Origin of the sequence: Bacillus sp. Je.9.29.b, from assembly GCF_051129925.1 — a bacterium.
In the GTDB taxonomy this organism is placed as follows: domain Bacteria; phylum Bacillota; class Bacilli; order Bacillales; family Bacillaceae; genus Bacillus; species Bacillus safensis.
In genome coordinates this window covers 231,236-254,619 of sequence record NZ_JBCPSO010000006.1, presented here as the reverse complement: position 1 = coordinate 254,619, position 23,384 = coordinate 231,236, and the positions used below count along the sequence as shown (strand labels likewise).

General features: G+C 41.2%; 26 protein-coding genes, 1 pseudogene and 1 riboswitch. Of the genes and pseudogenes, 23 read left to right on the top strand and 4 right to left on the bottom strand.

The features are described from left to right. The first annotated feature begins 5 nt into the window (after window positions 1-5). The 3 genes from AAZR19_RS14260 (at window position 6) to lysA (ending at window position 3,481) form a co-directional block, all read left to right on the top strand. Window positions 6-614 carry a stage V sporulation protein AE gene (locus AAZR19_RS14260; protein ID WP_041109671.1) on the top strand — a complete coding sequence of 203 codons (609 nt, stop codon included), beginning with the start codon at window positions 6-8 and terminating at the stop codon, window positions 612-614. Further along, window positions 568-2,040, top strand: coding sequence for a spore germination protein (locus tag AAZR19_RS14255; protein ID WP_034280365.1), 1,473 nt, complete (start codon window positions 568-570; stop codon window positions 2,038-2,040). Before AAZR19_RS14260 ends, AAZR19_RS14255 begins: the two co-directional genes overlap by 47 nt. A gap of 115 nt (window positions 2,041-2,155) precedes the next feature. Then, window positions 2,156-3,481 (top strand): diaminopimelate decarboxylase, encoded by a 1,326-nt coding sequence (gene lysA, locus AAZR19_RS14250; RefSeq protein ID WP_034280367.1) that lies wholly within the window; start codon window positions 2,156-2,158, stop codon window positions 3,479-3,481. Window positions 3,482-3,520: 39 nt separating this feature from the next. On the opposite strand, the gene AAZR19_RS14245 is transcribed toward lysA, so the two are convergent. Beyond that, window positions 3,521-4,405 (bottom strand): DUF1002 domain-containing protein, encoded by an 885-nt coding sequence (locus tag AAZR19_RS14245; protein ID WP_024422856.1) that lies wholly within the window; start codon window positions 4,403-4,405, stop codon window positions 3,521-3,523. A 321-nt stretch (window positions 4,406-4,726) separates the two neighbouring features. Between AAZR19_RS14245 and AAZR19_RS14240 the strand changes: the two genes are divergently transcribed. After that, window positions 4,727-5,164: a peptidylprolyl isomerase gene (locus AAZR19_RS14240; RefSeq protein WP_007501040.1), complete on the top strand. Its 438-nt coding sequence runs from the start codon at window positions 4,727-4,729 to the stop codon at window positions 5,162-5,164. Between the two features lie 29 nt (window positions 5,165-5,193). Here AAZR19_RS14240 and AAZR19_RS14235 read toward each other — a convergent pair whose 3' ends face one another. Next, on the bottom strand, window positions 5,194-6,417 hold the full coding sequence (locus tag AAZR19_RS14235) for an MFS transporter (protein ID WP_434703575.1): 1,224 nt from the start codon (window positions 6,415-6,417) through the stop codon (window positions 5,194-5,196). Between the two features lie 311 nt (window positions 6,418-6,728). On the opposite strand from AAZR19_RS14235, the gene AAZR19_RS14230 reads away from it, so the two are divergent. The 7 genes and pseudogenes from AAZR19_RS14230 to AAZR19_RS14200 all read left to right on the top strand — a co-directional run bounded on the left by AAZR19_RS14230 (window position 6,729) and on the right by AAZR19_RS14200 (window position 11,071). Continuing rightward, window positions 6,729-7,310 carry a TetR/AcrR family transcriptional regulator gene (locus AAZR19_RS14230; RefSeq protein WP_024428067.1) on the top strand — a complete coding sequence of 194 codons (582 nt, stop codon included), beginning with the start codon at window positions 6,729-6,731 and terminating at the stop codon, window positions 7,308-7,310. A 202-nt stretch (window positions 7,311-7,512) separates the two neighbouring features. Continuing rightward, complete coding sequence (locus tag AAZR19_RS14225; protein WP_039179646.1) at window positions 7,513-7,749, top strand: DUF2164 domain-containing protein; 237 nt, start codon at window positions 7,513-7,515, stop codon at window positions 7,747-7,749. A 229-nt stretch (window positions 7,750-7,978) separates the two neighbouring features. Continuing rightward, on the top strand, window positions 7,979-8,323 hold the full coding sequence (locus AAZR19_RS14220; RefSeq protein WP_008344451.1) for a hypothetical protein: 345 nt from the start codon (window positions 7,979-7,981) through the stop codon (window positions 8,321-8,323). Window positions 8,324-8,429: 106 nt separating this feature from the next. Beyond that, window positions 8,430-8,571, top strand: a riboswitch (FMN riboswitch). Between the two features lie 253 nt (window positions 8,572-8,824). Next, window positions 8,825-9,475: a riboflavin synthase gene (gene ribE, locus AAZR19_RS14215; RefSeq protein ID WP_041109666.1), complete on the top strand. Its 651-nt coding sequence runs from the start codon at window positions 8,825-8,827 to the stop codon at window positions 9,473-9,475. Between the two features lie 11 nt (window positions 9,476-9,486). Beyond that, window positions 9,487-10,092 (top strand): annotated as a pseudogene (gene ribB, locus AAZR19_RS14210) (3,4-dihydroxy-2-butanone-4-phosphate synthase); the annotation flags it as partial. A 47-nt stretch (window positions 10,093-10,139) separates the two neighbouring features. Continuing rightward, window positions 10,140-10,604 (top strand): 6,7-dimethyl-8-ribityllumazine synthase, encoded by a 465-nt coding sequence (ribH, locus tag AAZR19_RS14205; RefSeq protein WP_029706184.1) that lies wholly within the window; start codon window positions 10,140-10,142, stop codon window positions 10,602-10,604. 113 nt (window positions 10,605-10,717) lie between these two features. Continuing rightward, window positions 10,718-11,071: a GNAT family N-acetyltransferase gene (locus AAZR19_RS14200; protein ID WP_024422850.1), complete on the top strand. Its 354-nt coding sequence runs from the start codon at window positions 10,718-10,720 to the stop codon at window positions 11,069-11,071. A gap of 24 nt (window positions 11,072-11,095) precedes the next feature. Here AAZR19_RS14200 and AAZR19_RS14195 read toward each other — a convergent pair whose 3' ends face one another. Together AAZR19_RS14195 and AAZR19_RS14190 are read right to left on the bottom strand one after the other, a co-directional pair. Continuing rightward, the gene (locus AAZR19_RS14195) at window positions 11,096-11,620 is read right to left on the bottom strand and encodes a DUF309 domain-containing protein (RefSeq protein WP_041109664.1); all 525 of its coding nucleotides are present in this window, start codon (window positions 11,618-11,620) and stop codon (window positions 11,096-11,098) included. A gap of 90 nt (window positions 11,621-11,710) precedes the next feature. Next, window positions 11,711-11,803, bottom strand: a complete 93-nt coding sequence (locus AAZR19_RS14190; protein WP_012010430.1) for a YjcZ family sporulation protein — start codon at window positions 11,801-11,803, stop codon at window positions 11,711-11,713. A gap of 209 nt (window positions 11,804-12,012) precedes the next feature. On the opposite strand from AAZR19_RS14190, the gene AAZR19_RS14185 reads away from it, so the two are divergent. The 12 genes from AAZR19_RS14185 (at window position 12,013) to AAZR19_RS14130 (ending at window position 23,247) form a co-directional block, all read left to right on the top strand. Further along, window positions 12,013-12,771 (top strand): segregation/condensation protein A, encoded by a 759-nt coding sequence (locus AAZR19_RS14185; RefSeq protein ID WP_024422848.1) that lies wholly within the window; start codon window positions 12,013-12,015, stop codon window positions 12,769-12,771. Beyond that, the gene (gene scpB / locus AAZR19_RS14180; RefSeq protein ID WP_056767184.1) at window positions 12,761-13,354 is read left to right on the top strand and encodes an SMC-Scp complex subunit ScpB; all 594 of its coding nucleotides are present in this window, start codon (window positions 12,761-12,763) and stop codon (window positions 13,352-13,354) included. The genes AAZR19_RS14185 and scpB overlap by 11 nt, the downstream gene beginning before the upstream one ends. Before the next feature lie 113 nt (window positions 13,355-13,467). Beyond that, window positions 13,468-13,947, top strand: a complete 480-nt coding sequence (locus tag AAZR19_RS14175) for a YpuI family protein (protein WP_434703546.1) — start codon at window positions 13,468-13,470, stop codon at window positions 13,945-13,947. A gap of 112 nt (window positions 13,948-14,059) precedes the next feature. After that, entirely contained in the window at window positions 14,060-15,211 is a 1,152-nt protein-coding gene (locus AAZR19_RS14170) for a D-alanyl-D-alanine carboxypeptidase family protein (RefSeq protein ID WP_041109663.1), read from the top strand. Further along, complete coding sequence (locus AAZR19_RS14165) at window positions 15,199-15,786, top strand: nucleoside recognition domain-containing protein (RefSeq protein WP_024422844.1); 588 nt, start codon at window positions 15,199-15,201, stop codon at window positions 15,784-15,786. Before AAZR19_RS14170 ends, AAZR19_RS14165 begins: the two co-directional genes overlap by 13 nt. Before the next feature lie 4 nt (window positions 15,787-15,790). Next, window positions 15,791-16,327 carry a spore maturation protein gene (locus AAZR19_RS14160; protein ID WP_024422843.1) on the top strand — a complete coding sequence of 179 codons (537 nt, stop codon included), beginning with the start codon at window positions 15,791-15,793 and terminating at the stop codon, window positions 16,325-16,327. 135 nt (window positions 16,328-16,462) lie between these two features. Beyond that, entirely contained in the window at window positions 16,463-17,197 is a 735-nt protein-coding gene (gene rluB / locus AAZR19_RS14155) for a 23S rRNA pseudouridine(2605) synthase RluB (RefSeq protein ID WP_024422842.1), read from the top strand. A gap of 90 nt (window positions 17,198-17,287) precedes the next feature. Beyond that, on the top strand, window positions 17,288-17,818 hold the full coding sequence (gene resA, locus AAZR19_RS14150; RefSeq protein ID WP_041085967.1) for a thiol-disulfide oxidoreductase ResA: 531 nt from the start codon (window positions 17,288-17,290) through the stop codon (window positions 17,816-17,818). A 1-nt stretch (window position 17,819) separates the two neighbouring features. Continuing rightward, window positions 17,820-19,499: a cytochrome c biogenesis protein ResB gene (gene resB, locus AAZR19_RS14145; protein ID WP_034280384.1), complete on the top strand. Its 1,680-nt coding sequence runs from the start codon at window positions 17,820-17,822 to the stop codon at window positions 19,497-19,499. Continuing rightward, the gene (gene ccsB, locus AAZR19_RS14140) at window positions 19,483-20,661 is read left to right on the top strand and encodes a c-type cytochrome biogenesis protein CcsB (protein WP_024428071.1); all 1,179 of its coding nucleotides are present in this window, start codon (window positions 19,483-19,485) and stop codon (window positions 20,659-20,661) included. The genes resB and ccsB overlap by 17 nt, the downstream gene beginning before the upstream one ends. Window positions 20,662-20,746: 85 nt before the next feature. Next, a complete protein-coding gene (locus AAZR19_RS14135) occupies window positions 20,747-21,469 on the top strand; it encodes a response regulator transcription factor (RefSeq protein WP_003215596.1) in 723 nt (240 codons plus the stop codon). Beyond that, entirely contained in the window at window positions 21,466-23,247 is a 1,782-nt protein-coding gene (locus AAZR19_RS14130; RefSeq protein ID WP_041109660.1) for an ATP-binding protein, read from the top strand. Before AAZR19_RS14135 ends, AAZR19_RS14130 begins: the two co-directional genes overlap by 4 nt. The last annotated feature ends 137 nt before the right edge of the window (window positions 23,248-23,384 follow it).

The following is a 23,384-nucleotide window of genomic DNA, read 5'->3' as shown; positions in this document are numbered from 1 at the left end:
CGAATATGGGGCAAAGACGGAAAGTCATTTTAGTGACAGACGGAGATATATATGCTGCCAAAACCATAGAGCTTGCTGCTAAAAACGTCGGCGGACGATGTATTTCCAGCTCAAAAGGAAATCCAAGCAAACGGACAGGACCTGAACTTGTTCAGATGATTTTAAAAACGCCGTATGATCCAGTCTTTGTGATGTTTGATGATTCTGGTCTGACAGGTGAAGGAACAGGGGAGACGGCGATGAAACATGTGGCGCGCCATCCTGAAATCGAAGTTATTGGTGCGATCGCAGTTGCATCCAAGACGCATCAAGCAGAATGGACAAAGGTTCATGTCTCCATTGACCGGGAAGGTGAACTGACAGAATATGGTGTCGACAAACACGGTCTTCCCGAAATGGAGCCCCATAAAATGAGCGGGGATACAGTGTATTGCCTTGACTCCCTCAACCTTCCGTTAGTTGTCGGGATTGGAGATATTGGCAAGATGGGACGAAAAGATGATCTGAGCAAGGGATCTCCAATCACGATGAAAGCAGTGGAATTAATACTAGAAAGGAGTGGTTACCATGAAGAAAGACAAGGTAAACGTGTACCGAGACCCGAAAAAAAATGAAGATTACTTCAAGGAAAATGTCGGAATGGGTCTCAGCTTTGACCTTGGTGTTCGGAAAATTTATATACACGATCAGGAAATCCAGCTTTACTATGTAAACGGATTGTGTGATACACAGTATGTCATCTACTTATTAAAAGAACTAATCGAAATCAATGACAACGAACCTGAATCAGATGATCTTGCACATGTAGTTGAGAACCGCCTTGTCAATCAGCAGGTTTCAAAGGTAGAAACGCTGGATGAAGCAGTGGATCAAGTGCTGTCTGGGCTTGTAGCAGTCGTTGTAGAAGGTGAAAATTACGCCTTTATCATTGATGTTAGAAGCTATCCTGGCAGAATGCCTGAGGAGCCGGATACGGAAAAGGTGGTCCGGGGAGCAAGGGACGGTTTTGTTGAAAATATTATTGTGAATACAGCGCTTATTCGAAGAAGAGTGCGGGATGAAAAGCTGAGATACAAAATGCTCAAAGTAGGCGAACGTTCAAAAGCGGATGTCTGTGTTTGCTATATTGAAGATATTGCAGACCCTGACTTAGTAGATATTATAGAAAAAGAAGTATCAGGAATCAAAGTCGATGGGCTGACGATGTCTGATAAAACGATTGAAGAATTTATAATTAAGCAAGGATATAATCCCTTTCCGCTAGTGCGTTACACCGAGCGTCCAGATGTCGCCGCTAACCACATATTAGAAGGGCATGTCATCATCATTACGGATACATCCCCTAGTGTTATCATTACACCAACCACTATTTTTCACCACGTTCAGCATGCAGAAGAATACCGCCAGGCACCTGCCGTTGGTACATTCTTAAGATGGGTACGCTTTTTAGGCATTTTATGTTCTACCTTTCTTTTGCCGATTTGGTTTCTTTTTATCCTCGAACCAAATCTCCTGCCTGACAATTTAAGCTATATTGGATTTAACAAACCTTCTCATATCCCTGTGATTCTCCAAGTATTTCTTGCTGATTTCGGGGTGGAATTTTTAAGGATGGCTGCGATTCATACGCCAACCGCATTGTCGACCGCCATGGGGCTGATCGCGGCTGTTTTAATTGGACAAATCGCCATTGATGTTGGTTTATTTACACCAGAGGTCATCTTATACGTCTCGCTGGCAGCGATCGGTACCTTTACAACGCCAAGCTATGAACTGAGTGTCGCCAATAAGATTGTAAGGCTCATCATCCTAGCACTAGTAGCGATCTTTAAGCTGAATGGACTCATCATTGGTTTTACGTTGTTAATCATTTATTTAACATCCATTCGTTCATTGCAGACGCCTTATATGTGGCCGTTCATTCCTTTTAATGGAAAGGCTTTGTGGCAAGTACTAATTCGGACGTCTGTTCCTGGCTCAAAAGTAAGGCCGAGCATCGTTCACCCTCAAAACAGATCAAAAATTCCGCCAAATTCTTAACGCTCATTGAAAGTGGCTGAAGATTGTGATATTGTATTTTTAACTTTGAGACACGGCAAAAGGCAGCTCACGCAGCTGCCTTTTTTCAGCCGAAGTGGAGAAAGAGGGAATGACATTGTATTTACACGGCACTTGCAGACAAAATGAACTCGGTCATTTAGAAATTGGTGGTGTTGATGCTGTTTCTTTAGCTGAAACGTATGGGACACCACTTTATGTATATGATGTGGCTTTAATACGGGAGCGCGCAAAAAGCTTTCAAAAAGCATTTATAGAAGAAGAATTAACGGCACAGGTAGCATATGCGAGTAAAGCATTTTCCTCCATCGCCATGTTTCAGCTTGCCAAAGAAGAAGGATTATCTCTTGATGTCGTATCAGGCGGTGAGCTTCACACAGCCATTTGCGCTGGATTCCCAGTAGAAAAAATTCATTTCCATGGCAATAATAAAAGCAGAGAAGAATTAAAAATGGCTTTAGAGCATGGGATCGGCTGTATTGTTGTGGATAATTTCTATGAAATGAAGCTCATTGAACAGCTTGGTCAAGAGCTGTCAAAAAAAGTGAAAGTATTGCTCCGCATCACGCCTGGTGTCGAAGCGCATACGCATGATTACATTACGACAGGTCAAGAGGATTCAAAATTTGGCTTTGATCTTCACAATGGACAAGCAGATGAAGCGGTGAAACAAGTGCTTGGGTCAGAAGTGATCGAGCTTTTAGGTGTTCATTGTCATATCGGTTCACAAATTTTTGATACGGCTGGTTTTGTCCTTGCAGCCGATAAAATCTTTTTGAAGCTGGATGAATGGAGAGAATCATTTGGTTTTATTTCTACAGTATTAAACTTAGGCGGCGGCTTTGGGATTCGTTATACAGAAGAGGATGAACCACTTCCTGCGACAGAATATGTCGAAAAAATTATCCAAGCTGTGAAAGAGAACGTGGCCCGCTATGAGTTTGATATGCCAGAGATTTGGATAGAACCAGGCCGTTCTCTTGTTGGAGATGCAGGGACGACTCTTTATACGATCGGATCATCAAAACATGTACCTGGCATCCGTGATTATGTAGCGATAGATGGCGGAATGAGTGATAACATTCGTCCAGCTTTATATCAAGCGAAATATGAAGCCGCAAGTGCCAACAAAATGAGCCAAACGCATGATCAAACGGTTTCAATTGCCGGGAAATGCTGTGAAAGCGGAGATATGCTCATTTGGGATATCGATCTGCCAGAATTATCACAAGGGGATTTATTAGCTGTCTTTTGTACCGGAGCTTACGGCTATAGTATGTCAAACAACTATAACCGTATCCCGCGCCCAGCTGTTGTGTTTGTAGAAGACGGGGAAGCGCAGCTAGTGGTTGAGCGTGAAACATATGAGGACATTGTCAAACTTGATTTACCATATCAATCAAAAGTGAAATCATCTACTTAAAAAAAGCCGCCTGGAGTTCAGGCAGCTTTTTTTCATGAATTATTTTCCTCCAGTGAATACAGAAACGATCGCATTCCAAATGGAGACAAAGAAATCCCAAATCTTTTGAAGAAGGTTTTTCCCTTCATCCGATTCTATGAATTTAGTAATCTTGTCTTTTGCTTTATCAATTTGAGATCCTACTTGATTCCAATCGATATTGATGTTTTTCATTTTATCAAATAGCGAGACAAGCTGATCTTTTTGATCCTGCGTCAGATTTAAGTTCAAATCAGAAGCAGCCTGATCCACTTTTTCTTCTACTTCTTTCGTGGTTTTAGGAACACCATTTTTTGCAATGTCATCTTTGATTTTTGCAATAAGGGCAGAAGCATTATCTTTCCCGATAGAGTCACCCAATTTAGAAGTTGTCACAAGCTCTTCGTTTGCCACCTGCTTCACATCTTCTGGAATGGCTTTGTCGCTTGACACCTCATACGCTTTTAGTAAGCCCGTCAGTGCGGCTGTACCAGATACTTCAAATGGAGCAGTCACGACAACCTTGGCATCTTTGACACCTGCTGTCATTAAAGCATTTAAATACATCTCATCTGTAATGGTCTTGATGTTGTGTGTATCCACAGTCAGACCAGTACCTGATTTTTCAATGGTGATCGATGAAGATGATAATGCTCTCGTCCCGATAGAAGAACGAGGGATATACTTTCCTAAATATTCGTGCTCTTCTTTATTGGTTACTTCAATTTTTGTCGCATTTTCAGGTGGGTTCAACTCGTCAAGCACCTTCTGGCGATCAGCCGGTGTTAGGTCTTGCCCGAGTGTGACGATGACATCGCCGACAGCTGCATCCGCTAAGCTGACTTTTGGCGCACCAATTAGGAAAAGGAGCGCTGCCATCATACCAAGCATCATTTTTTTAAACATGTTGACCTCCTTCAAGTCGAAAGCGTTCCTCTTTCAAGAGAAACTCATCTTTTGAGTACACGTGATGAAGTGCACTCCATCATATAGACGTAACAAATTGGCTCGACGTTTCAATTTTCTTTTTAAGATGTGTTCCTGTTCCGATAAATGAAGACATGTCATTTAGTCAGATATCATTTTATTAGGAAAAAAGAATCAAGCAACCCTATTTTATCAATCATCAGATAAGAGGTAAATGACAATCGAAGAGCAGGGGATGTTTAACATCACCGAAAATGTGCTATAATGAGCGTTGTTTAACCTGAAAGGAGAATGTGAAAAATGGCGAAAAAAGGATACATACAATTAACGAATGGAAAGAAAATTGAGTTTGAACTTTACCCAGAGGCTGCTCCAGGTACAGTAGCAAACTTTGAAAAATTAGCGAATGAAGGCTTCTACGATGGATTGAAATTCCACCGCGTGATTCCAGGTTTTGTCAGCCAAGGCGGCGACCCAAACGGTAATGGAACGGGTGGTCCTGGTTACACAATTAAATGTGAAACAGAAGGAAATCCACATCAGCACGAAAGAGGTTCATTATCAATGGCGCATGCTGGTAAAGACACAGGCGGCAGCCAATTCTTTATCGTACATGACCCGCAGCCGCACTTAAACGGTGTTCACACTGTTTTTGGCAAGGTAACATCTGGTATCGAGGCTGTACTTGATATGGAGCAAGGCCAAGGCATGGAAAAAGTTGAAGTTATAGATGCTTAATCTAAAACACCGCTTAATCGCGGTGTTTTTTATTTTGTTTGTGAACCTACTGTGATTTGTTTCGTTAGGCGGTAGGTGATGAACCAGTACAAAATGGCTAAAGCGCTGATAGAGGCACCAAAGAGACATACTCCGCCCCAGCCATAGGTCGCGTATATACTGGTTGAAACAATTGAGCCGGTCGCACTGCCGATGGAGTAAAAAATCATGTAAGCCGCAGTAAGCCGGCTTCTCGCCTCAGCCCGTACTGTAAAAATCATACTCTGATTGGTCACATGAACTGCCTGCACAGATAGGTCAAGAATGATAATGCCAATGACTAATGCAATAAGTGAATGTTCAGTCAAACTGATGAAAAACCATGAAATGAATAATAGGACAAGAGCTATACCAGTTGTGAACTGTCCAAAACCTCGATCAGCAAGGCTGCCAGCCCGAACAGCCCCTAACGCTCCGGCTGCTCCAGCAAGACCAAATGCGCCAATTGCAGTATGTGAAAGAGAGTATGGCGCAGTACTGAGAGGCAGTACGAGTGAAGTCCATAACGTACCAAAGACGATAAAAATCAGAAGAGCCAAAATCCCACGGATGCGCAGGATTCGTTCTTGTATGAACAATATAAACAATGAACGAAGCAGATGAACATAGGATAATGACTCTCTTTTGCTGTCATCATGCGGGAGCACTCGGAACAATACGCCAGTTAGGATAAGCATGATGACGGCAGAAACAAGATAAACAGACCTCCAGCCAGCAAAATCGGTTAATACACCAGCAAAGGTTCGAGCGAGAAGAATGCCGGTTACGATTCCACTTTGCACCAAGCCGACTATACGGCCGCGTTCTTCTGGAGCAGCCCAACTTGCTGCAAACGCAACGAGTACCTGAGTGACTACAGCGAGCAGTCCGACCACTGCTAATCCTAGAAATAGGACGGTGACGATAGGAGCGATGCCGACTAGAATGAGGGCAAGCACAGATAAAAGCATCTGACCGATAATGAGCCGTCGTCGATTCAACAGATCACCAAGCGGTACTATCAGTAGTAGCCCCGCCGCATAACAAAGCTGAGTAATCGTAATGACAATACCAATGGATGAATACGTGATACCGAATTCGTCTGCCAGTGAATCTAGTAACGGTTGTGCGAAGTATATGTTTGCAACAGCCATCCCGCACGCTGCTGCAAAAAGTAGTGCCATATAGTGACTCATCTTTGATTGAGGTTTTATTCGAAAATGAGCCGTTTTCATATCAGGATGATCTCTTGGAGTCATTTTATCTTTAACCATTCATTGCATCCTCTCCTTTTTATACTAAAAAGTATAATATATCGATCGGTATAAAATGATTCCTGTTAAGGATAACCAACAAAATATTTTAAAGTCAAGAGTTTAATCCAGTTATTCTAAGTTGATCTTGAAAAAAGAAAGACAGTTTGACAATTTTACATAAATAAAATAAAATTATAATGTACTAATTGGTAATAAAAAATGATATCCTTACAAATAAATGAATAATTGTTTTGGTGAAATGATTTTATTGTTGAAAAGAGGAATTGATGATGGTTCGGCAGCGTGAGTTTGATGAGGAAAAAGCGTTGGATGATGCAATGGTGCTTTTCTGGGAAAAGGGGTATAGAGCTACAACGTTAAGCGATTTGACTGCAAAAATGGGAATACAGCGGCCAAGCTTATACTCAGCCTTTGGAGATAAAGAGGAGTTATTTGAGGCTGCATTACGTAAATATACAAAGCAGCATGCAGCCCGCATTCGAACAAAACTTCAAAACAATCAATCTGTAAAGAAAGCATTTCATACATTATTTACAGATGTAGTGGAAGAGGAATATAGAGATGGCCCGAGTAAAGGCTGTTTTTGCATTAATACGATAGTGGAGCTTGCTCCACACGAAGAGAAATTTGAAATTCTGACAAGAGAGCATCAGATGTATCTTTCGGTCATATTTGAAGAAAAGATTGTGCAAGGTATTCGCTCAGGTGAGCTTGAAAGCAGCTTGAATGCTAAAGCCTTAGCACAGACACTGGTCGTTTCTTTCATCGGGCTTACCGTCCTAATGAAGTCACGTCCAGAGCGTTCATTTGTAGATCATTCTGTAGCGACGATCCTGTCCATTTTAAAATAAAATGGACAACGCGCTATGGCAGCTTCCATGAAAAAATTATACAGCATAGTGAAAGCGTATTTGATCCATTACATCAAAATACGCTTTTTCTTATAGGGCAGTCATGCGCAGAATGTATTTTTATGATATGATAGGAGAACAAACATTCGTATTTGCGGGGTGCCAGCACATCCAGATGCAAATGAAGAAAGAAGGGGATACTTTGAAACCACTCACAAAAGAAGAGAAAAATCAAATGATGATGGCCATTCAGCGTTACTTTGCCGAAGAACGAGAAGAAGAGATTGGTGAATTAGCAGCCATTAATATACTAGAATTTATCACAAAAAACCTTGGAAGCTACTACTATAATCAAGGGGTTCGCGACAGCCGCAGCATCGCTGTTCAGCGGTCACAATTGTTAGAGGAAGACTTATTCGCACTCGAAAAAAGAATATAATGAAAAGCTTGCAGTATGGTGTGTTACGAACTAATAAATAGGAAAAAGACCCCCTTAATAAAGAACGCATATTCGTATCATATGTAATGATTAAGAGGTGGAACCAAAGGGCCATCTGAATCGTTATATAAGTAACCATTAATGAAAATCAGCTTTTTTGGTTTTATTTCAATAAAAGAAGGAATAAAACATACAAATAGGCGAAGTGCAGATGATGGAGGTTCTAAATATGGGGAAAATTAAATTAAAAATTGCGATCTTATTTGTTTTACTGCTTTGTTTAGGCGCAGGTTATTTATACATGAATGGCATGAAAATTGAAGATGTGCCAACAGCTATTGGCGAAAGCTTAACAAATAATGATAAAGATTACACCATCTATGAATATACCATTACGAAAATTGATGGAGATGAATATTACGGTCAAGCGAAGAATGGCACAAAAATCATTTTTAATGGTAAGAAATTTGAAGATGATGTGGCCGATCTGAAAAAAGGCGATCGTATTAAAGCCTACTTTAGTAATGAAAAAAGAATAGATGGACTGATAAAAGTAGTAAAAGTCGTAAATTGACATGTCTCCTTTCCTATAAGGAGACTTTTTTTGTGAAGAAATCTTGATTGTTGCATTTGACAACAAGGATCGCTATAATAGCCCCTAAGGACAGCTAAATATCGATTGTATCCTTCGGGGCAGGGTGAAAATCCCGACCGACGGTAATAAAGCAAATGCTTTACAGCCCGTGACCCGTTAATTTATTAACGGTTGATTCAGTGAAAAGCTGAAGCCGACAGTGAAAGTCTGGATGGGAGAAGGATAAAGAAAGCTATGAACGAAAAATATTTGTTGATCATAGTCTTATTTCTGATGCAAAAAAACCACAGCCCCGGAATTTTTTCCGGGGCTTTCTGTATGATTTTGTCGTTAATAGACTGCATGCAGTGTTTATTAGGTGATCCCTCATCTACCTTGTATGGACCATAAAAAGCGACGAAGGTGCTCAATCGATCACATGTCCCTAACATCGCTTTTTTTAAAAGTGAGAAATACAAATGAAACGAAAGGGAGGATCACATGTTTACGGGGATAATTGAAGAAGTTGGCACCGTTCAGTCAATAAGTAAAAAGTCAGCAGATGCCATGGAAATTGTCATTACATGCAGCCGTGTGCTGGAAGATGTTCAACTCGGAGACAGTATCGCCATTAATGGAGTATGTCTCACAGTCACAAGCTTCACAAAAGAACAGTTTACGGCAGATGTGATGCCAGAGACGGTCAAAGCGACATCGCTGGATCAGCTGACACAAGGCAGTCCAGTGAATTTAGAGCGAGCCATGTCCTCAAATGGACGATTTGGCGGCCATTTTGTCTCAGGCCATGTTGATGGAACGGCTGTCATTACCCGGATAGAAAAGAAGAGTAATGCCATTTACTATGATTTAAAGATGAACAAGACCCTCACAGATATGCTCACCCAAAAGGGTTCGATCGCAATAGATGGTGTCAGCTTGACCATTTTCGATTTGCGAGATTCACATGTCACAGTCTCTATTATTCCTCACACGCTTGAAGGAACTATTTTCCCGACTAAATCTATGGGGGATATCGTGAATATAGAGTGTGACATGATCGGTAAATACATTTATCGTTTTTTAACAAAAGAGCAGAGCGAAAAACAGCCATCTCGATTGACCCCATCATTTCTAAAAGAGCACGGATTCTAGGAGGCGATTGTATGTATCATTCCGTTGATGAGGCAGTAAATGCCCTTAAACAAGGAGAAATCATTATCGTAGTGGATGATGAAGACAGAGAAAATGAAGGAGACTTTGTGGCACTTGCTGAGTATGCCACGCCTAGGGTGATTAACTTCATGGCTTTACATGGAAGAGGCCTCATTTGTACGCCAGTTCATGCGTCGATTGCCAAACAACTGAATCTGCATCCAATGGTTGAACATAATACGGATGCACACCATACAGCATTTACAGTAAGCATCGACCATGTGACAACGACAACTGGTATTAGTGCTTTTGAGCGCTCCACGACCATGCTGGCCATGTTAAATAAAGACGCAAAACCAGACGAATTTGCCCGTCCAGGACATGTTTTTCCGCTTATTGCAAAAGAGGGCGGCGTACTAGAAAGACCAGGTCATACAGAGGCGGCAGTTGATCTTGCTAAACTGGCAGGCTCAGAGCCAGCGGGTGTCATATGTGAAATTATGAATGTAGATGGATCAATGGCGCGCGTCCCTGAACTAAAGGAGATCCAAAAACAGCATGATTTAAAGATGCTGACTATCGAAGCATTACAGACATATTTAAACAACAATCGAACAGCCGCTATTGAAACAAAATAAAAATCACAAAAAAGGATGATCAACATATGAATACAATACAAGGTCATGTAGTAGCAGAAGGACTAAAATTTGCAATCGTTGTAGCGAGATTCAATGATTTTATTACAAGTAAACTGTTAGATGGAGCAGAAGATACATTACTCAGACACGGAGCAAATGGTGATGATATCGATGTTGTGTGGGTACCAGGCGCTTTTGAAATCCCGTACATGGCAAAAAAATTAGCAGAAACCAAAAAATATGATGCAGTCATCACACTTGGAACCGTGATCAGAGGCGCAACGACTCACTATGATTACGTTTGTAATGAAGCTGCTAAAGGAATTGCTCAGAGTGCTATGTCAACAGGGGTACCGATTATCTTTGGTGTACTCACAACAGAATCTATTGAACAAGCCATTGAAAGAGCTGGTACAAAAGCAGGAAATAAAGGCAGCGAATCGGCTGCAGCTGCTATTGAAATGGCGAATCTCAATCGAACGTTCTCTTAATTTAGTGAAAAAGAGTTTAAAAACGGTATAAAAATGTTTATAATGTGTGATGAGCAAATGAATCATAAGACATTTGCTGGAAATTAGGATAATTTGAATATTGAGGGGTATATATGTTAATTCGTTACAAGAGGTCTTTTGAAAAAATTGCCATGGGACTTCTGTCCTTTATGCCGGGTGAGAAAGACGTCAAACAGCTTCAGCAGACGATGAAGTCATATGAAATGGATGAAGATCGGCAGCTGTTCCTATGGAAAGATGGCGAGGATATTGTAGGTGCTATTGGTGTGTTGAAAACAGACGACCAAGTACAAATTGAGCATATTAGTGTGAATCCATCCCATCGTGATCAAGGAATCGGCAAGGAAATGGTTTTAGCCGTGGAAGAAATATTTAAAACCAAAACACTCATTCCAAATGAATTAACGCAAGGCTTCTTTCATAAGTGTCACAGCGAATCAAATTAAATATCACACATGTAAAAGCAGAGGCTACAGTCCTCTGCTTTTTTTACGTTCAATCTGCTTTTTTCGTTCCAGCAAAACTTCTGTCCGGTCACGGAGTCTATGTTTTTCGATTAAAAATGTATGGGATAAGTTGCTTTCCTGTCCAAAGAGCAGTCCTTCTTTTTGGGCCATTTCTTGGCATAAAGAAAGAAGTGCTTCATCTTTGATTGGCAGCATCACACTTTCATAGGGCAAATCTTCATCCATTTTCTTTTTCAGCGTTCTCAGAAGCATCAGAAATGCCTCATCATCCAGACCGAGATTCGATAATACTGAACGGTTTGCTTCTAACAAATGAAGACTGTTAGAAATGAGCCGTTTTGCTCCTTTTCCATTTCCCCGTCTTTGATGATACAAGGCAACTGCGAGCTGAATGAGCCCGACCCAATATTCTTTGCGCTGCTCAGGGGGATCTTCTTTCCAATATTCCTCTAAAATTTCATGACACTCAAAATAATCTCTTGTCGTATGAAATTCGTGTAAAAAAGCCACGTACGCTTCAGGATACACAGCGGTCATCTCCTTTTCCACTCTCAGTCTAACATATCGAAAAGAAAAGAAGAAAGAGCGTCCCTTTAGTGAAAAGGACGCTCTGTTTCTTTAATAAACCCAAGCCGCGCCAACGATGATCAGCAAGATGAAAAGCACGACAATTAGCGCGAATCCTCCGCCGAAGTTATAGCCATCTCCCATAATGATACGGCCTCCTTTTTCATCAGTTCTGATTACAATGGTATTCTATGTATAAATGCCCTTATTGGTATGGGCGGATCCACTGTTTTTCTTGATTTGCCTAAGGCATTTTGGCCGAAATTATATTGGACGAGAGCTTTATCCTGTCTTATACTAAAGGTTAGCCGGTGAAACGGTACTTAGAAGACAGTAGAAATGGTGAGAAAAAGATGCTGGAATATCAGGTGAAAATAGATTCGTTCGAGGGTCCTTTGGACTTGCTGTTACATTTAATTAACCGGTTGGAAATTGATATTTATGATATTCCCGTCGCTAAAATAACGGAGCAGTATTTATTATATGTCCACACGATGAGGGAGCTTGAGCTCGATGTTGCGAGTGAATATTTGGTCATGGCTGCAACCCTCCTGAGTATTAAAAGCAGAATGCTTCTTCCGAAACAAGAGGAAGAGCTGTTTGATGAAGACCTGCTCGAAGAGGAAGAAGACCCTCGAGAAGAGCTGATTGGCAAATTGATTGAATACCGCAAGTATAAAAATGCAGCACAAGAACTAAAGGAACGCGAAGAAGAAAGGCAAAATGCCTTTACAAAACCACCGAGTGATTTAAGCGAATTTGCAAAAGAATCAGAAGCGAAGGACACAAATTTACACGTAACGGTGTATGATATGTTAGGTGCGTTCCAAAAGGTATTAAATCGAAAGAAAATAACGAAACCAGCACCATCAAAGATTACAAGACAAGAAATCCCGATTGAAGACAAAATGAATGAGATTATGAACCATTTAAGAAAAACAAAAAAGCGGACCAATTTCATGACTCTATTTCAACATGATCAAAAGGAACACCTTGTCGTGACGTTTCTTGCTGTTCTCGAATTGATGAAAAGTCATCAAATCATGCTAGAGCAGGAAGGGAACTTTGAAGACATTTATATCATAGGGAGTGAAACGATTCATGACGCTTGATATCGTGAATTGGAAAGCCATCTTAGAAGCGCTGCTGTATGCAGCAGGTGACGAAGGCTTAACAAGAAAACAGCTCATGTCTGTTCTTGAAATAGATGAGTCGGTATTACTCGACATTATGTCTTCCGTAAAGGAAGAATATCAAAAACAAGAACGAGGGATTGAGCTCATTGAATATGCAGATTCATATATGCTGCTGACGAAAAAAGAATACAGCATGTACTTAAAAAAATTAGTCGAGACACCATCCAAGGGTTTGTCGCAGGCAGCGCTGGAGGTGCTTGCCATTGTTTCTTATAAACAGCCGATTACACGCAGTGAGGTAGAGGAGATTAGAGGAGTCAAATCAGAGCGGGTACTTCATAGCTTAGTAGCCAAAGCGCTGCTCTGTGAAGTAGGACGTGCCGATGGTCCGGGACGAGCGATTCTTTATGGGACAACCCCTACCTTTTTAGAGCAATTTGGCTTAAAAGCCTTAGATGAATTACCGCCGCTTCCAGAGAATGTGGAAGCAGATGGAGTACAAGAAGAGGCCGATCTATTTTTTGAAAACTTCAATCAAACATTTGAAGACATAAAATAGTTCAAAAGAATGAAAAATGTATGATAAAATATAAAAAAGATTTTAGGTCTAAAATCTTTTGATGACAGATAAAATGGTGACAAAGCCATGAGGGGAAGGTAAACACGAAACAAATGGCACATATGAATGTAAAGGCTCAAGTTGATCAAGCAGGCGCCTTTTTATCAAAGGTTGCAATTGAAATGAATGGTTTTCTGAACGAAACCACCTTATCAAGCTTGAAACGATTAAACCCCGAAGCGGAAGCCTATTATTGTGACATATTGAGTACATTACGGAAGCTTGCAGTGTACAGCGAGGATGCAGCAGCAGTTTGCAGGAAAATGGGTCAGCAGCAGACATTCCCGCAGCAAGCCGCACAGCAGATGCTCCACCGTATTTATCATCAATGTATTGAAGAATTTTTCACGCCTAAAAAGGATACATGGTATGAAGACAGCCGTTCGGCCTATACAGGAAAAAGCAGCATTGTTTTTCACCATGAAGTATCCGCTGATATGAAACAATTGTTTTTTTCATTAGAAAAAGACTTTTTAGCGATGAGAGAAGAGCTCGAATATACGACTTCTCATCAGCAAGTGAAAATGGTATAAGCAACTTGAAGAAGCGTCTCTACATGTAGAGGCGCTTTTTTTATGGACGAGGCATCATAACTTTTTCAGCTGAGCATACACTTGTACAAAACGGACAAGGACGTGAATGAACATGCCCTATTTAAAAATTGGAACAGCAGTCCTTCTTCTATTTACACTCTTACTGCCTTTTTCCTCACATGCCAAAGCAGACATTTCATTATCAGTGAGTGCAAGAAGCGCCATTTTAATAGATGGACAGTCAGGCAGAGTCCTATTTGGAAAGGACGAGCACGAAAAAAGAAGAATCGCCAGTATAACAAAAATCATGACGGCTGTATTAGCCATTGAATCAGGAAAAATGAAAGATACCGTCAAAGTATCAAAACGTGCGATTGGGGCGGAGGGGTCATCCATTTATTTAAAGGAAGGGCAGAAGGTGAGCTTAGAAGATTTGACATACGGGCTCATGCTGCGTTCTGGAAATGATGCAGCTGTTGCCATTGCAGAGCATGTTGGCGGCAGCTTAGAAGGCTTTATTTTTATGATGAATCAAAAGGCGGCTGAACTAGGAATGGAGAATACGAATTTTCAAAATCCGCACGGACTCGATGATCATAAAAATCATTATTCATCAGCCTATGACATGGCGATCCTAACAAAATACGCAATGAAGCATAAACAATATCAAAAAATTGCCGGTACAACTTTCTATAAAGCGAAGACAATGGAAGGCTATTGGAAAAATAAAAACAAGCTGCTCACCGGTTTATACGAATATTCCACCGGAGGGAAAACAGGATATACAAAACTTGCAAAACGAACACTTGTCTCCACCGCTGCAAAGAATGATGCTCAGCTGATCGCTGTGACCATTAATGCACCTGACGACTGGAAGGATCATATTTCTATGTTTGAATATGCATTTGATCACTATAAAACGTATGTGCTTGCTGAAAAAGGAAGGCTTGCTTCGTTAAAAGGGACCTTTTACGAAAAAAAAGCGTTTATCAAGCGTGATGTGGACTATTTTTTAAATGAAGATGAGAAAAAACTTGTCAAAATTGAAACGGAAATGCTCGCTCCTAAAAAGAAGTGGAAAAAAAACGCCGAAGCCATCCCAGATGTTGTAGGAAAAATGACGATTTTGTTAGATGGACAGGTGATCGAGCAGTTACCGATTTTTTATGAAAATAAACGAAATCGCATGCCTCAAAAAAGCTTTCAAGAAATGTTTAAGTCTGTCTTTCAGACATCTATAGGCGGATCTTCATGGTCAATCTAATTTGGGTATTTCTCACTGTCATCGGTCTTGTCTATGCGATGTTTAATGGAACGATGCAGGAAGTGAACGAGGCTGTATTTAAAGGCTCAAAAGAAGCGGTTACTATTTCAATTGGTTTGATTAGTGTCCTCGTTTTTTGGCTCGGGCTCATGAAGATTGCCGAAGAGGCAGGGCTGTTAAATTTCTTTAGTAAATTGTGCCGGCCCTTTATTTCAAAGCTATTCCCGGATATTCCGCCTAATCATCCTGCAATGGGGTATATTTTGTCCAATCTCATGGCGAATTTCTTTGGTCTCGGGAATGCCGCTACACCGCTTGGAATTAAGGCGATGGAGCAGATGAAAGCATTAAACGGCGGAAAAAATGAAGCAAGCCGTTCTATGATTACATTTCTAGCGGTCAACACATCCTCTATCACACTTGTGCCAACAACCGTCATTGCAATAAGAATGACCTATGGGGCAGATCAGCCAACAGACATTGTAGGGCCAACCATTTTAGCAACACTCATTTCAGGAATCGGTGCAATCATCATCGATCGTTATTTCCACTATCGCAGAAGCAGGCGGGGGTGATCTTGTGGCATTTATTAACTGGCTGTCACTTGCTTTGATTCCACTGATCATCGCAGGGATTTTGATTGCTGGAACCATTAAAAAGGTACCAACCTATGAAACATTTGTAGAGGGAGGAAAAGAGGGCATTCAAATTGCCTTTTCAATCATTCCTTATTTAGTCGGAATGCTTGTAGCCATTACGATATTCCGTGCGTCAGGTGCGCTTGATTTTGTTATGGGACTATTAAAACCAGTCTTTACAGCGATTGGTTTCCCGCCAGAAGTGGTGCCGCTTGCGTTTATTCGCCCGATATCAGGAACGGCTGCACTTGGAATGACATCAGACTTGATAGCGACGTATGGCCCAGATTCTTTTATTGGCCAGCTTGCAGCTGTCATGCAAGGGTCAACAGACACCACCCTTTACATTTTAACGGTCTATTTTGGAGCAGTCGGGATTAAAAAAATGGGAGATGCGCTGAAAGTAGGTTTGTTAGCAGATCTCATTGGTGTCATTGCCTCTGTGATTATCGTCAGTTTGTTATTTAGCGGCGCCTAATCAGGCGCTTTTTTGTATTTCATGGATGGAAAATCGCTTTTTAGCTGAAATTAGACAGACGAAACGCTTATTTTTCCACGAATGCTTGTTTGTTTTAAGTCAAGCAAGTAAGATAGTACATGAGGTGAAAGACAAATGGAACGTTTACAGAAAGTAATTGCACATGCCGGCGTCGCTTCAAGACGAAAGGCTGAAGAATTAATTAAAGAAGGACGAGTTACCGTTAATGGTCAAACAGTGACAGAGCTCGGAGTGAAGGTGGGCTCTTCAGATAAAATTGAAGTCAATGGATTAAAGCTTGAAAGAGAAGAACCGGTTTACTTTATGCTTTATAAACCGCGCGGCGTCATTTCGGCTGCCGAGGATGATAAAGGACGCAAGGTCGTCACAGATTTCTTTGATGATGTCCCGCAGCGTCTTTACCCAATCGGCCGGTTAGATTATGATACGAGCGGTTTGATTTTGATTACAAATGATGGGGAATTTGCCCATAAGCTCATGCACCCGAAATACGAAATTGATAAAACGTATGCAGCGAAGCTAAAAGGCATTCCATCAAAGGAACTGCTTAGAAAGCTAGAAAAAGGGATCATGTTAGATCATAAAAAAACAGCACCTGCTCGTGCGAAAATGCTTTCTATTGATAAACGAAAGCAAACTTGTATTGTTCAATTAACCATTCACGAAGGCAGAAACAGACAGGTGCGCCGCATGTTTGAAGCGATTGGACATGATGTGTTAAAGCTAAAAAGGGAGCAATATTCGTTCCTTCATATTGAAGGAATGAGACCAGGAGACCGCAGAGAATTGTCTCCGCATGAAGTAAAGCGCCTGAGAGCAATTGCCGATCATGGGAAAAGCGCTTTTTAATTTTCACATAAACTTCAAAAAATGAAGAAGCATCAAAAGAAGGAGAATGCTATAATTTACCTGAATGTCTATGGGGAAGGGGTACTTCAGATGAAAAAAAGACGGTTTTTCATACGGACGGGCATTCTCCTCGTGATGCTTGCGGCACTATGTTATACAATGTATAACTCAGTATTTGCCAAACAGGATCGAGTCAAAGAAGGATCTATTGCGCCAAACTTTGTCCTTCAATCTGTCGATGGGGATCGGATTGAGTTAAAGGACTTAAAAGGCAAAGGTGTCTTTCTTAATTTTTGGGGTACATGGTGTGGTCCGTGTAAACAAGAATTTCCTTATATGGCGAATCAATATGAAGTGTTCAAGGATCGCGGTGTGGAAATTGTTGCAGTCAATGTTGCGGAATCCAAGATTGCCGTGAAAAATTTTATGGAATCCTATGGCGTGAATTTTCCTGTTGCCATGGACAAAGATCGTCAAGTGACAGAGGCATATGATATTACGCCGCTGCCAACCACATTTTTAATCAATCCTGAAGGCAAGGTAATCAAAGTCATAAAAGGAACGATGACAGAACGTAATGTCTATGAATATATGAATTTGATTAAACCAAAGGGGTCATAGAATGAAAGAGGTAAAGTGCGAGTGTGGACATATTAATCCAATCGGTACTGTTCTATGTGAATCATGCGGGAATCCCATTGCGGCTAAAGAGAAAAACTCTTCAAAGCTGCTTGATATGAGATATGACGGCAGTGCAAGACGCTCGCAAACATACAACAAAACGATTGTTGATAAAGTATGGAACTTTTTTTCTTCCGTTAAAGTGGGTGTGTGGCTGATTGTCATTACACTGCTCGCTTCTTCGCTTGGAACGATTTTTCCGCAGGAGCGATTTATTCCGCCAGGTGCATCTGCTTCCACGTATTATGAAGAGCAATATGGATCGTTTGGCAAGCTGTATTACACACTTGGATTCCATGATCTTTATAATTCTTGGTGGTTTTTAGCTCTTGTCGCATCTATCGGAATCTCCCTTGTTATTTGCAGTCTCGACCGTGTTATTCCTCTTTATCGAGCACTCAAAAACCAAGGGGTTATCAAAAAAGAAGGCTTTATGAGAAGACAGCGTCTGTTTAGCGAGACAGACAAAACATTAGATCAGCATACATATGAAGGCATCATAAGAGCAATGAAACAAAAGCGTTACCGCGTGCGAGAAGAAAATGGGCATATTTTAGCCGAAAAAGGACGTTTTTCACGCTGGGGACCTTACGTCAATCACATTGGACTAATCATCTTTCTCATTGGAGCGATGCTCCGGTTTGTCCCGGGTATGTACGTGGATGAAACGCTGTGGGTCAGAGAAGGGGAAACTGCACCAATTCCAGGTACGGATGGTCAATACTTCTTGAAAAATAATGCGTTTTCAATTGATCGCTATGAAACTGGAAATGAAAAAGAAGTGTTTGAGAATGCCATTGAAAAAGCTGGCGATGGTCAAGTGGTGAAAAGCTATAAAACGGATGCCATCTTATACAAACGTGAAGGAGAAGTTGTATTTGGTGAAAAGCCCAAGCTGAAGCAGGTAACAGAACACGATATCAAAGTGAATGAACCGCTCAAGTTTGACAACTTCTCATTATATCAAGTGGATTTTAAGCAAAATGAGCTCGATCAAATGGTCTTTCAGCTGATTCGTAAAGATACAGAAAAATCTTTCGGTACAGTGAAGATTAATCTGCTGGAGCCTAAGTCAGAATATGATCTTGGTAGCGGTTACAAAGTCAAGGTGATGAGCTATCTGCCTGATTTTTATTTTGACGATGATGGAACGCCAAGTACGAAAACAAGAAATCCGAATAATCCTGCTTTCGTGTTTGAAATGATTTCTCCTGAAAAACCTAAAGGTGAAAAAAGCTTTGTCGCCATTCAAGAGACAGTAGAGGGTTCTGATAACAATCTATATAAAATGAAGTTTGATCGGGTCGAAACGAAAAACGTCACAGGGTTAACAGTGAGAAAGGATTTAACACTTGGCGTGCTCATAGTAGGCGGAATCATCTTCATGATTGGTGTCGTGCAGGGGATGTATTGGCAGCATAGAAGAATCTGGCTGTCGGCAAAGGATGGAAAAGTATTGGTGGCAGGACATACAAACAAAAACTGGTTCGGCTTAAAGTCCGATCTTGGTGTGTTACTGCACGGCAGTGGCATCAAACAGCCAGTTGATCAAAAAGAGCTGCCTGATACAACAAGTATCAGCAAAAGCAAGGGGGAAGGATTAGATGGCGGCAGTCAGTGAAAATCTGTTATTTGCAGCTTTTCTATTTTATTTAGCGGCAGTTCCTTTTTTTGGTGGTGCCATTAAGGGAAAAAAGAAAGAAGAAGGACCGCGCAGGAATAAGGCGGCACTCATTGGCATTACGCTTACCATCATCGGTTTTTTGAGCCAGTTGGGCTATTTTATTTCAAGATGGATCGCATCTGGTCATGCACCAGTCAGTAATTTGTTTGAGTTCACAACGGCTTTTGGCATGATGCTGGTGCTTGCATTCATCATTTTATATTTTGTGTATCAAGTGTCTGTACTTGGTTTATTCACACTTCCAATCGCTTTATTGATTATTGCCTATGCAAGTATGTTCCCATCAGATATTTCACCGCTGATTCCTTCACTTCAAAGTAATTGGCTTTATATTCACGTGACAACAGCAGCACTTGGCCAAGCCATTTTAGCCATCAGCTTTGTGGCAGGTGTCATCTTTCTATTAAAGCATGTGGATCAAACAAAGCCAGGGAAGAAGACGTTTGGTTTAGAGCTTGTCATGTTTATGATTGTGGTCACACTTGCATTTATCGCTGTTACGTCTATCTTTAGAATGACAGGATATGAAGCGACATTTAATTGGATCGATAAAAATAAAGAAAAAAGTGAGATGGTCTATGAGCTGCCAGCTCTTGTCGGACCTCATAAAGGGGAGCTTGTGACGGAAGATCGTTTGGAACCGTTTGTTGAGCTGCCGCCTGTTTTTTCAGGTAGAAAGGTCAATACGGTGTTATGGTCATTTGGCGTAGGGCTGATCATATACGGACTCATTCGATTGATCATTCGCAAACGACTGAGCGCACTGCTTCAACCGCTAGTGAAACAGGTGAACCTAGATTTAGTTGATGAAATTGGGTATAGGGCGGTTTCGATTGGTTTCCCAGTATTTGCGTTAGGCGGGCTGATCTTTGCTATGATCTGGGCGCAAATTGCATGGACTAGGTTTTGGGGGTGGGACCCGAAGGAAGTATGGGCATTGATTACGTTTCTCTTTTATGCTGCCTATCTTCATCTTCGCTTGTCGCGAGGCTGGCATGGTGAAAAGTCCGCTTGGCTTGCTGTGATCGGCTTCGCCATTATTATGTTTAATCTCATCTTTGTCAACCTTGTCATTGCTGGGCTTCATTCTTACGCATAATCACAAGGAAAAGCCAACTTTTATGATTCAATTCGGCTTTTTGTTAAAATGAATGTAACAACGGAGAAAGCAGGAGGACTGTCTAATGGAACACACAACTCAAACGAAAATATTAGTCGTAGATGATGAGGCAAGAATTCGCCGCCTTTTAAAAATGTATTTAGAACGTGAAAATTATGAAATCGATGAAGCGGAAAATGGAGATGAGGCGATTCAAAAAGGGCTTCAAACCGATTACGACCTCATTTTGCTCGATTTAATGATGCCTGGTACAGATGGAATCGAAGTGTGTAATCAAATTCGAGACAAAAAAGCGACTCCAATCATTATGCTGACGGCAAAAGGAGAAGAAGCCAACCGCGTTCAAGGATTTGAGGCAGGAACGGATGACTACATCGTCAAACCTTTCAGCCCGCGTGAAGTGGTTTTACGTGTAAAGGCATTGCTCAGAAGATCGTCTCAAACGTCTTATTTGAATACTGGGACAACAACAAAGGATGTTCTTGTGTTTTCTCATCTTTCTATTGACCATGATGCACATAGAGTGACGGCTGATGGCAAAGAAGTTAGCCTCACGCCGAAGGAATATGAGCTTTTATATTTCCTTGCAAAAACACCAGATAAGGTCTATGACAGAGAAAAGCTGCTAAAAGAAGTATGGCAATATGAATTCTTTGGAGACTTACGAACAGTTGATACTCATGTCAAACGACTTCGTGAAAAACTGAATAAAGTGTCACCAGAAGCAGCGAAAAAAATCGTAACTGTATGGGGTGTCGGGTACAAATTTGAGGTCGGCGCTGAATGAAACTGTGGAAAAGTGTTGTAGGAAAGCTATGGTTAACCATTCTTTTCCTCGTCCTGATCGTTTTATCTATTTTAACTGTGCTTCTTTTAGAGTTCATTGAGAATTATCATGTAGAAGAAGCAAAATCTGATTTAACACAAATGGCAAACAAAGTAGCGGTCATTTTAGAAAGCCATGAGGATCAATCGCTTGCAAGGTCGATTACATCAGAGCTCGCTGACAAATTGACGAGTATTGCGATCATCCAAGAGGACGGGCTAGAGTGGTATTCGTCTGAAAAAGACGGCAAGCTTCCTGCGATTACAAAGAAACAAATTGAAGCAGACAGCGATTTAAATCAAGCACTGCAAGATCGTAAAAAAATCAGTAAACGTGCAGAACCTGATGCAGGCAATCGAAAAGATGAACGGATTGTAGTCGGTGTTCCATATGAGGCGAACGGAAAAAAAGGCATGGTCTTTCTTTCTCAATCACTCCTCGCTGTAGAACAAACAACGAAACATACGACACGCTACATCTTTTTAGCCGCCGGAATTGCGATTGTACTGACCACTATATTCGCTTTCTTCTTGTCAACACGTGTCACCTATCCTCTCAGAAAGATGAGAGAGGGTGCACAAGATTTGGCGAAAGGGAAATTTGATACAAAGATTCCTATTTTAACGCAAGATGAAATTGGAGAACTGGCGATCGCCTTTAATCAAATGGGGAAGCAGCTTAAATTCCATATCACAGCCTTAAATCAAGAAAAAGAACATTTATCTAATATTTTAAGCAGTATGGCTGATGGCGTCATCACCATCAATATTGATGGAACGATCTTGATGACAAATCCTCCAGCAGAACGATTTTTACAGGCATGGTATTACGAGCAAAATATGAAGATCAAAGATGGAGATGAACTGCCGCCAGAAGCGCGCGAGCTATTTCATACAGCTGTCAGCACAGAAAAAGAGCAAATGATCGAAGTTACGCTGCAAGGGCGTACCTGGGTTCTTCTCATGTCTCCGCTGTATAATCAGCAGGATGTCAGGGGAGCAGTTGCGGTCCTTCGTGATATGACAGAGGAACGAAGACTTGATAAGCTGAGAAAAGACTTCATTGCCAATGTCAGTCATGAACTTCGTACGCCAATTGCCATGCTGCAAGGGTACAGTGAGGCGATTGTAGATGATATTGCAGGATCAGAAGAGGAAAAGAAAGAGATTGCGCAAATTATCTATGATGAATCACTTCGAATGGGACGACTTGTAAATGATCTTCTAGATCTAGCGAGAATGGAAGCAGGTCATATTACACTGAATCTTGAATCAACAGATACGGAAGAGTTGACTGAGAAGATCTACCGTAAGTTTCTCGGGATTGCGAAAGAAAAACAAATCGACCTTACGTATGATATTCAAGTGGATGAACCGAACTTTGTATTCGATCCAGATAAGATTGAGCAAGTGTTTACGAATCTCATTGATAATGCCATTCGTCATACACCAGAGGGCGGCGAGGTTCACTTCTCGGTTCAATCGGTGGAGAACGGACTGAAAATGGATGTAAAAGATTCGGGGAGCGGAATTCCGGAAGAGGATCTGCCGTTTATTTTCGAACGCTTCTATAAAGCCGATAAAGCAAGGACAAGAGGACGTTCTGGTACTGGACTTGGCCTTGCGATTGTGAAGAACATCGTCGAGGCGCATCAAGGCTCTATACATGCTCATAGCAAAGCGGGTGCAGGTACACACTTCACATTCTATATTCCGAGAAAAAAGCAGGAACTCGTCTAATCTTGACGAAGAATCTTGTTACATGAGAAACACTTCTTTTCGTAAAGAAAATGAAGTGTTTTTTCTATTTTCAAATTTTTAAGGAGAAGTTAAACAAAAAGCCCTTTCCAAACTGTCGAACTTGTAATATATTTGTC

What these genes read in the sequence shown, in the direction of transcription:
- AAZR19_RS14260 (WP_041109671.1), top strand. Translation starts at nt 6, where the DNA reads ATGGGGCAAAGACGGAAAGTCATTTTAGTGACAGACGGAGATATATAT.
- AAZR19_RS14255 (WP_034280365.1), top strand. Translation starts at nt 568, where the DNA reads ATGAAGAAAGACAAGGTAAACGTGTACCGAGACCCGAAAAAAAATGAA.
- AAZR19_RS14245 (WP_024422856.1), bottom strand. Translation starts at nt 4,405, where the DNA reads ATGTTTAAAAAAATGATGCTTGGTATGATGGCAGCGCTCCTTTTCCTA.
- AAZR19_RS14240 (WP_007501040.1), top strand. Translation starts at nt 4,727, where the DNA reads ATGGCGAAAAAAGGATACATACAATTAACGAATGGAAAGAAAATTGAG.
- AAZR19_RS14235 (WP_434703575.1), bottom strand. Translation starts at nt 6,417, where the DNA reads ATGAAAACGGCTCATTTTCGAATAAAACCTCAATCAAAGATGAGTCAC.
- AAZR19_RS14230 (WP_024428067.1), top strand. Translation starts at nt 6,729, where the DNA reads ATGGTTCGGCAGCGTGAGTTTGATGAGGAAAAAGCGTTGGATGATGCA.
- AAZR19_RS14220 (WP_008344451.1), top strand. Translation starts at nt 7,979, where the DNA reads ATGGGGAAAATTAAATTAAAAATTGCGATCTTATTTGTTTTACTGCTT.
- ribE (WP_041109666.1), top strand. Translation starts at nt 8,825, where the DNA reads ATGTTTACGGGGATAATTGAAGAAGTTGGCACCGTTCAGTCAATAAGT.
- ribH (WP_029706184.1), top strand. Translation starts at nt 10,140, where the DNA reads ATGAATACAATACAAGGTCATGTAGTAGCAGAAGGACTAAAATTTGCA.
- AAZR19_RS14200 (WP_024422850.1), top strand. Translation starts at nt 10,718, where the DNA reads ATGTTAATTCGTTACAAGAGGTCTTTTGAAAAAATTGCCATGGGACTT.
- AAZR19_RS14190 (WP_012010430.1), bottom strand. Translation starts at nt 11,803, where the DNA reads ATGGGAGATGGCTATAACTTCGGCGGAGGATTCGCGCTAATTGTCGTG.
- AAZR19_RS14185 (WP_024422848.1), top strand. Translation starts at nt 12,013, where the DNA reads ATGCTGGAATATCAGGTGAAAATAGATTCGTTCGAGGGTCCTTTGGAC.
- scpB (WP_056767184.1), top strand. Translation starts at nt 12,761, where the DNA reads ATGACGCTTGATATCGTGAATTGGAAAGCCATCTTAGAAGCGCTGCTG.
- AAZR19_RS14175 (WP_434703546.1), top strand. Translation starts at nt 13,468, where the DNA reads ATGGCACATATGAATGTAAAGGCTCAAGTTGATCAAGCAGGCGCCTTT.
- AAZR19_RS14170 (WP_041109663.1), top strand. Translation starts at nt 14,060, where the DNA reads ATGCCCTATTTAAAAATTGGAACAGCAGTCCTTCTTCTATTTACACTC.
- AAZR19_RS14165 (WP_024422844.1), top strand. Translation starts at nt 15,199, where the DNA reads ATGGTCAATCTAATTTGGGTATTTCTCACTGTCATCGGTCTTGTCTAT.
- rluB (WP_024422842.1), top strand. Translation starts at nt 16,463, where the DNA reads ATGGAACGTTTACAGAAAGTAATTGCACATGCCGGCGTCGCTTCAAGA.
- resA (WP_041085967.1), top strand. Translation starts at nt 17,288, where the DNA reads ATGAAAAAAAGACGGTTTTTCATACGGACGGGCATTCTCCTCGTGATG.
- resB (WP_034280384.1), top strand. Translation starts at nt 17,820, where the DNA reads ATGAAAGAGGTAAAGTGCGAGTGTGGACATATTAATCCAATCGGTACT.
- ccsB (WP_024428071.1), top strand. Translation starts at nt 19,483, where the DNA reads ATGGCGGCAGTCAGTGAAAATCTGTTATTTGCAGCTTTTCTATTTTAT.
- AAZR19_RS14135 (WP_003215596.1), top strand. Translation starts at nt 20,747, where the DNA reads ATGGAACACACAACTCAAACGAAAATATTAGTCGTAGATGATGAGGCA.
- AAZR19_RS14130 (WP_041109660.1), top strand. Translation starts at nt 21,466, where the DNA reads ATGAAACTGTGGAAAAGTGTTGTAGGAAAGCTATGGTTAACCATTCTT.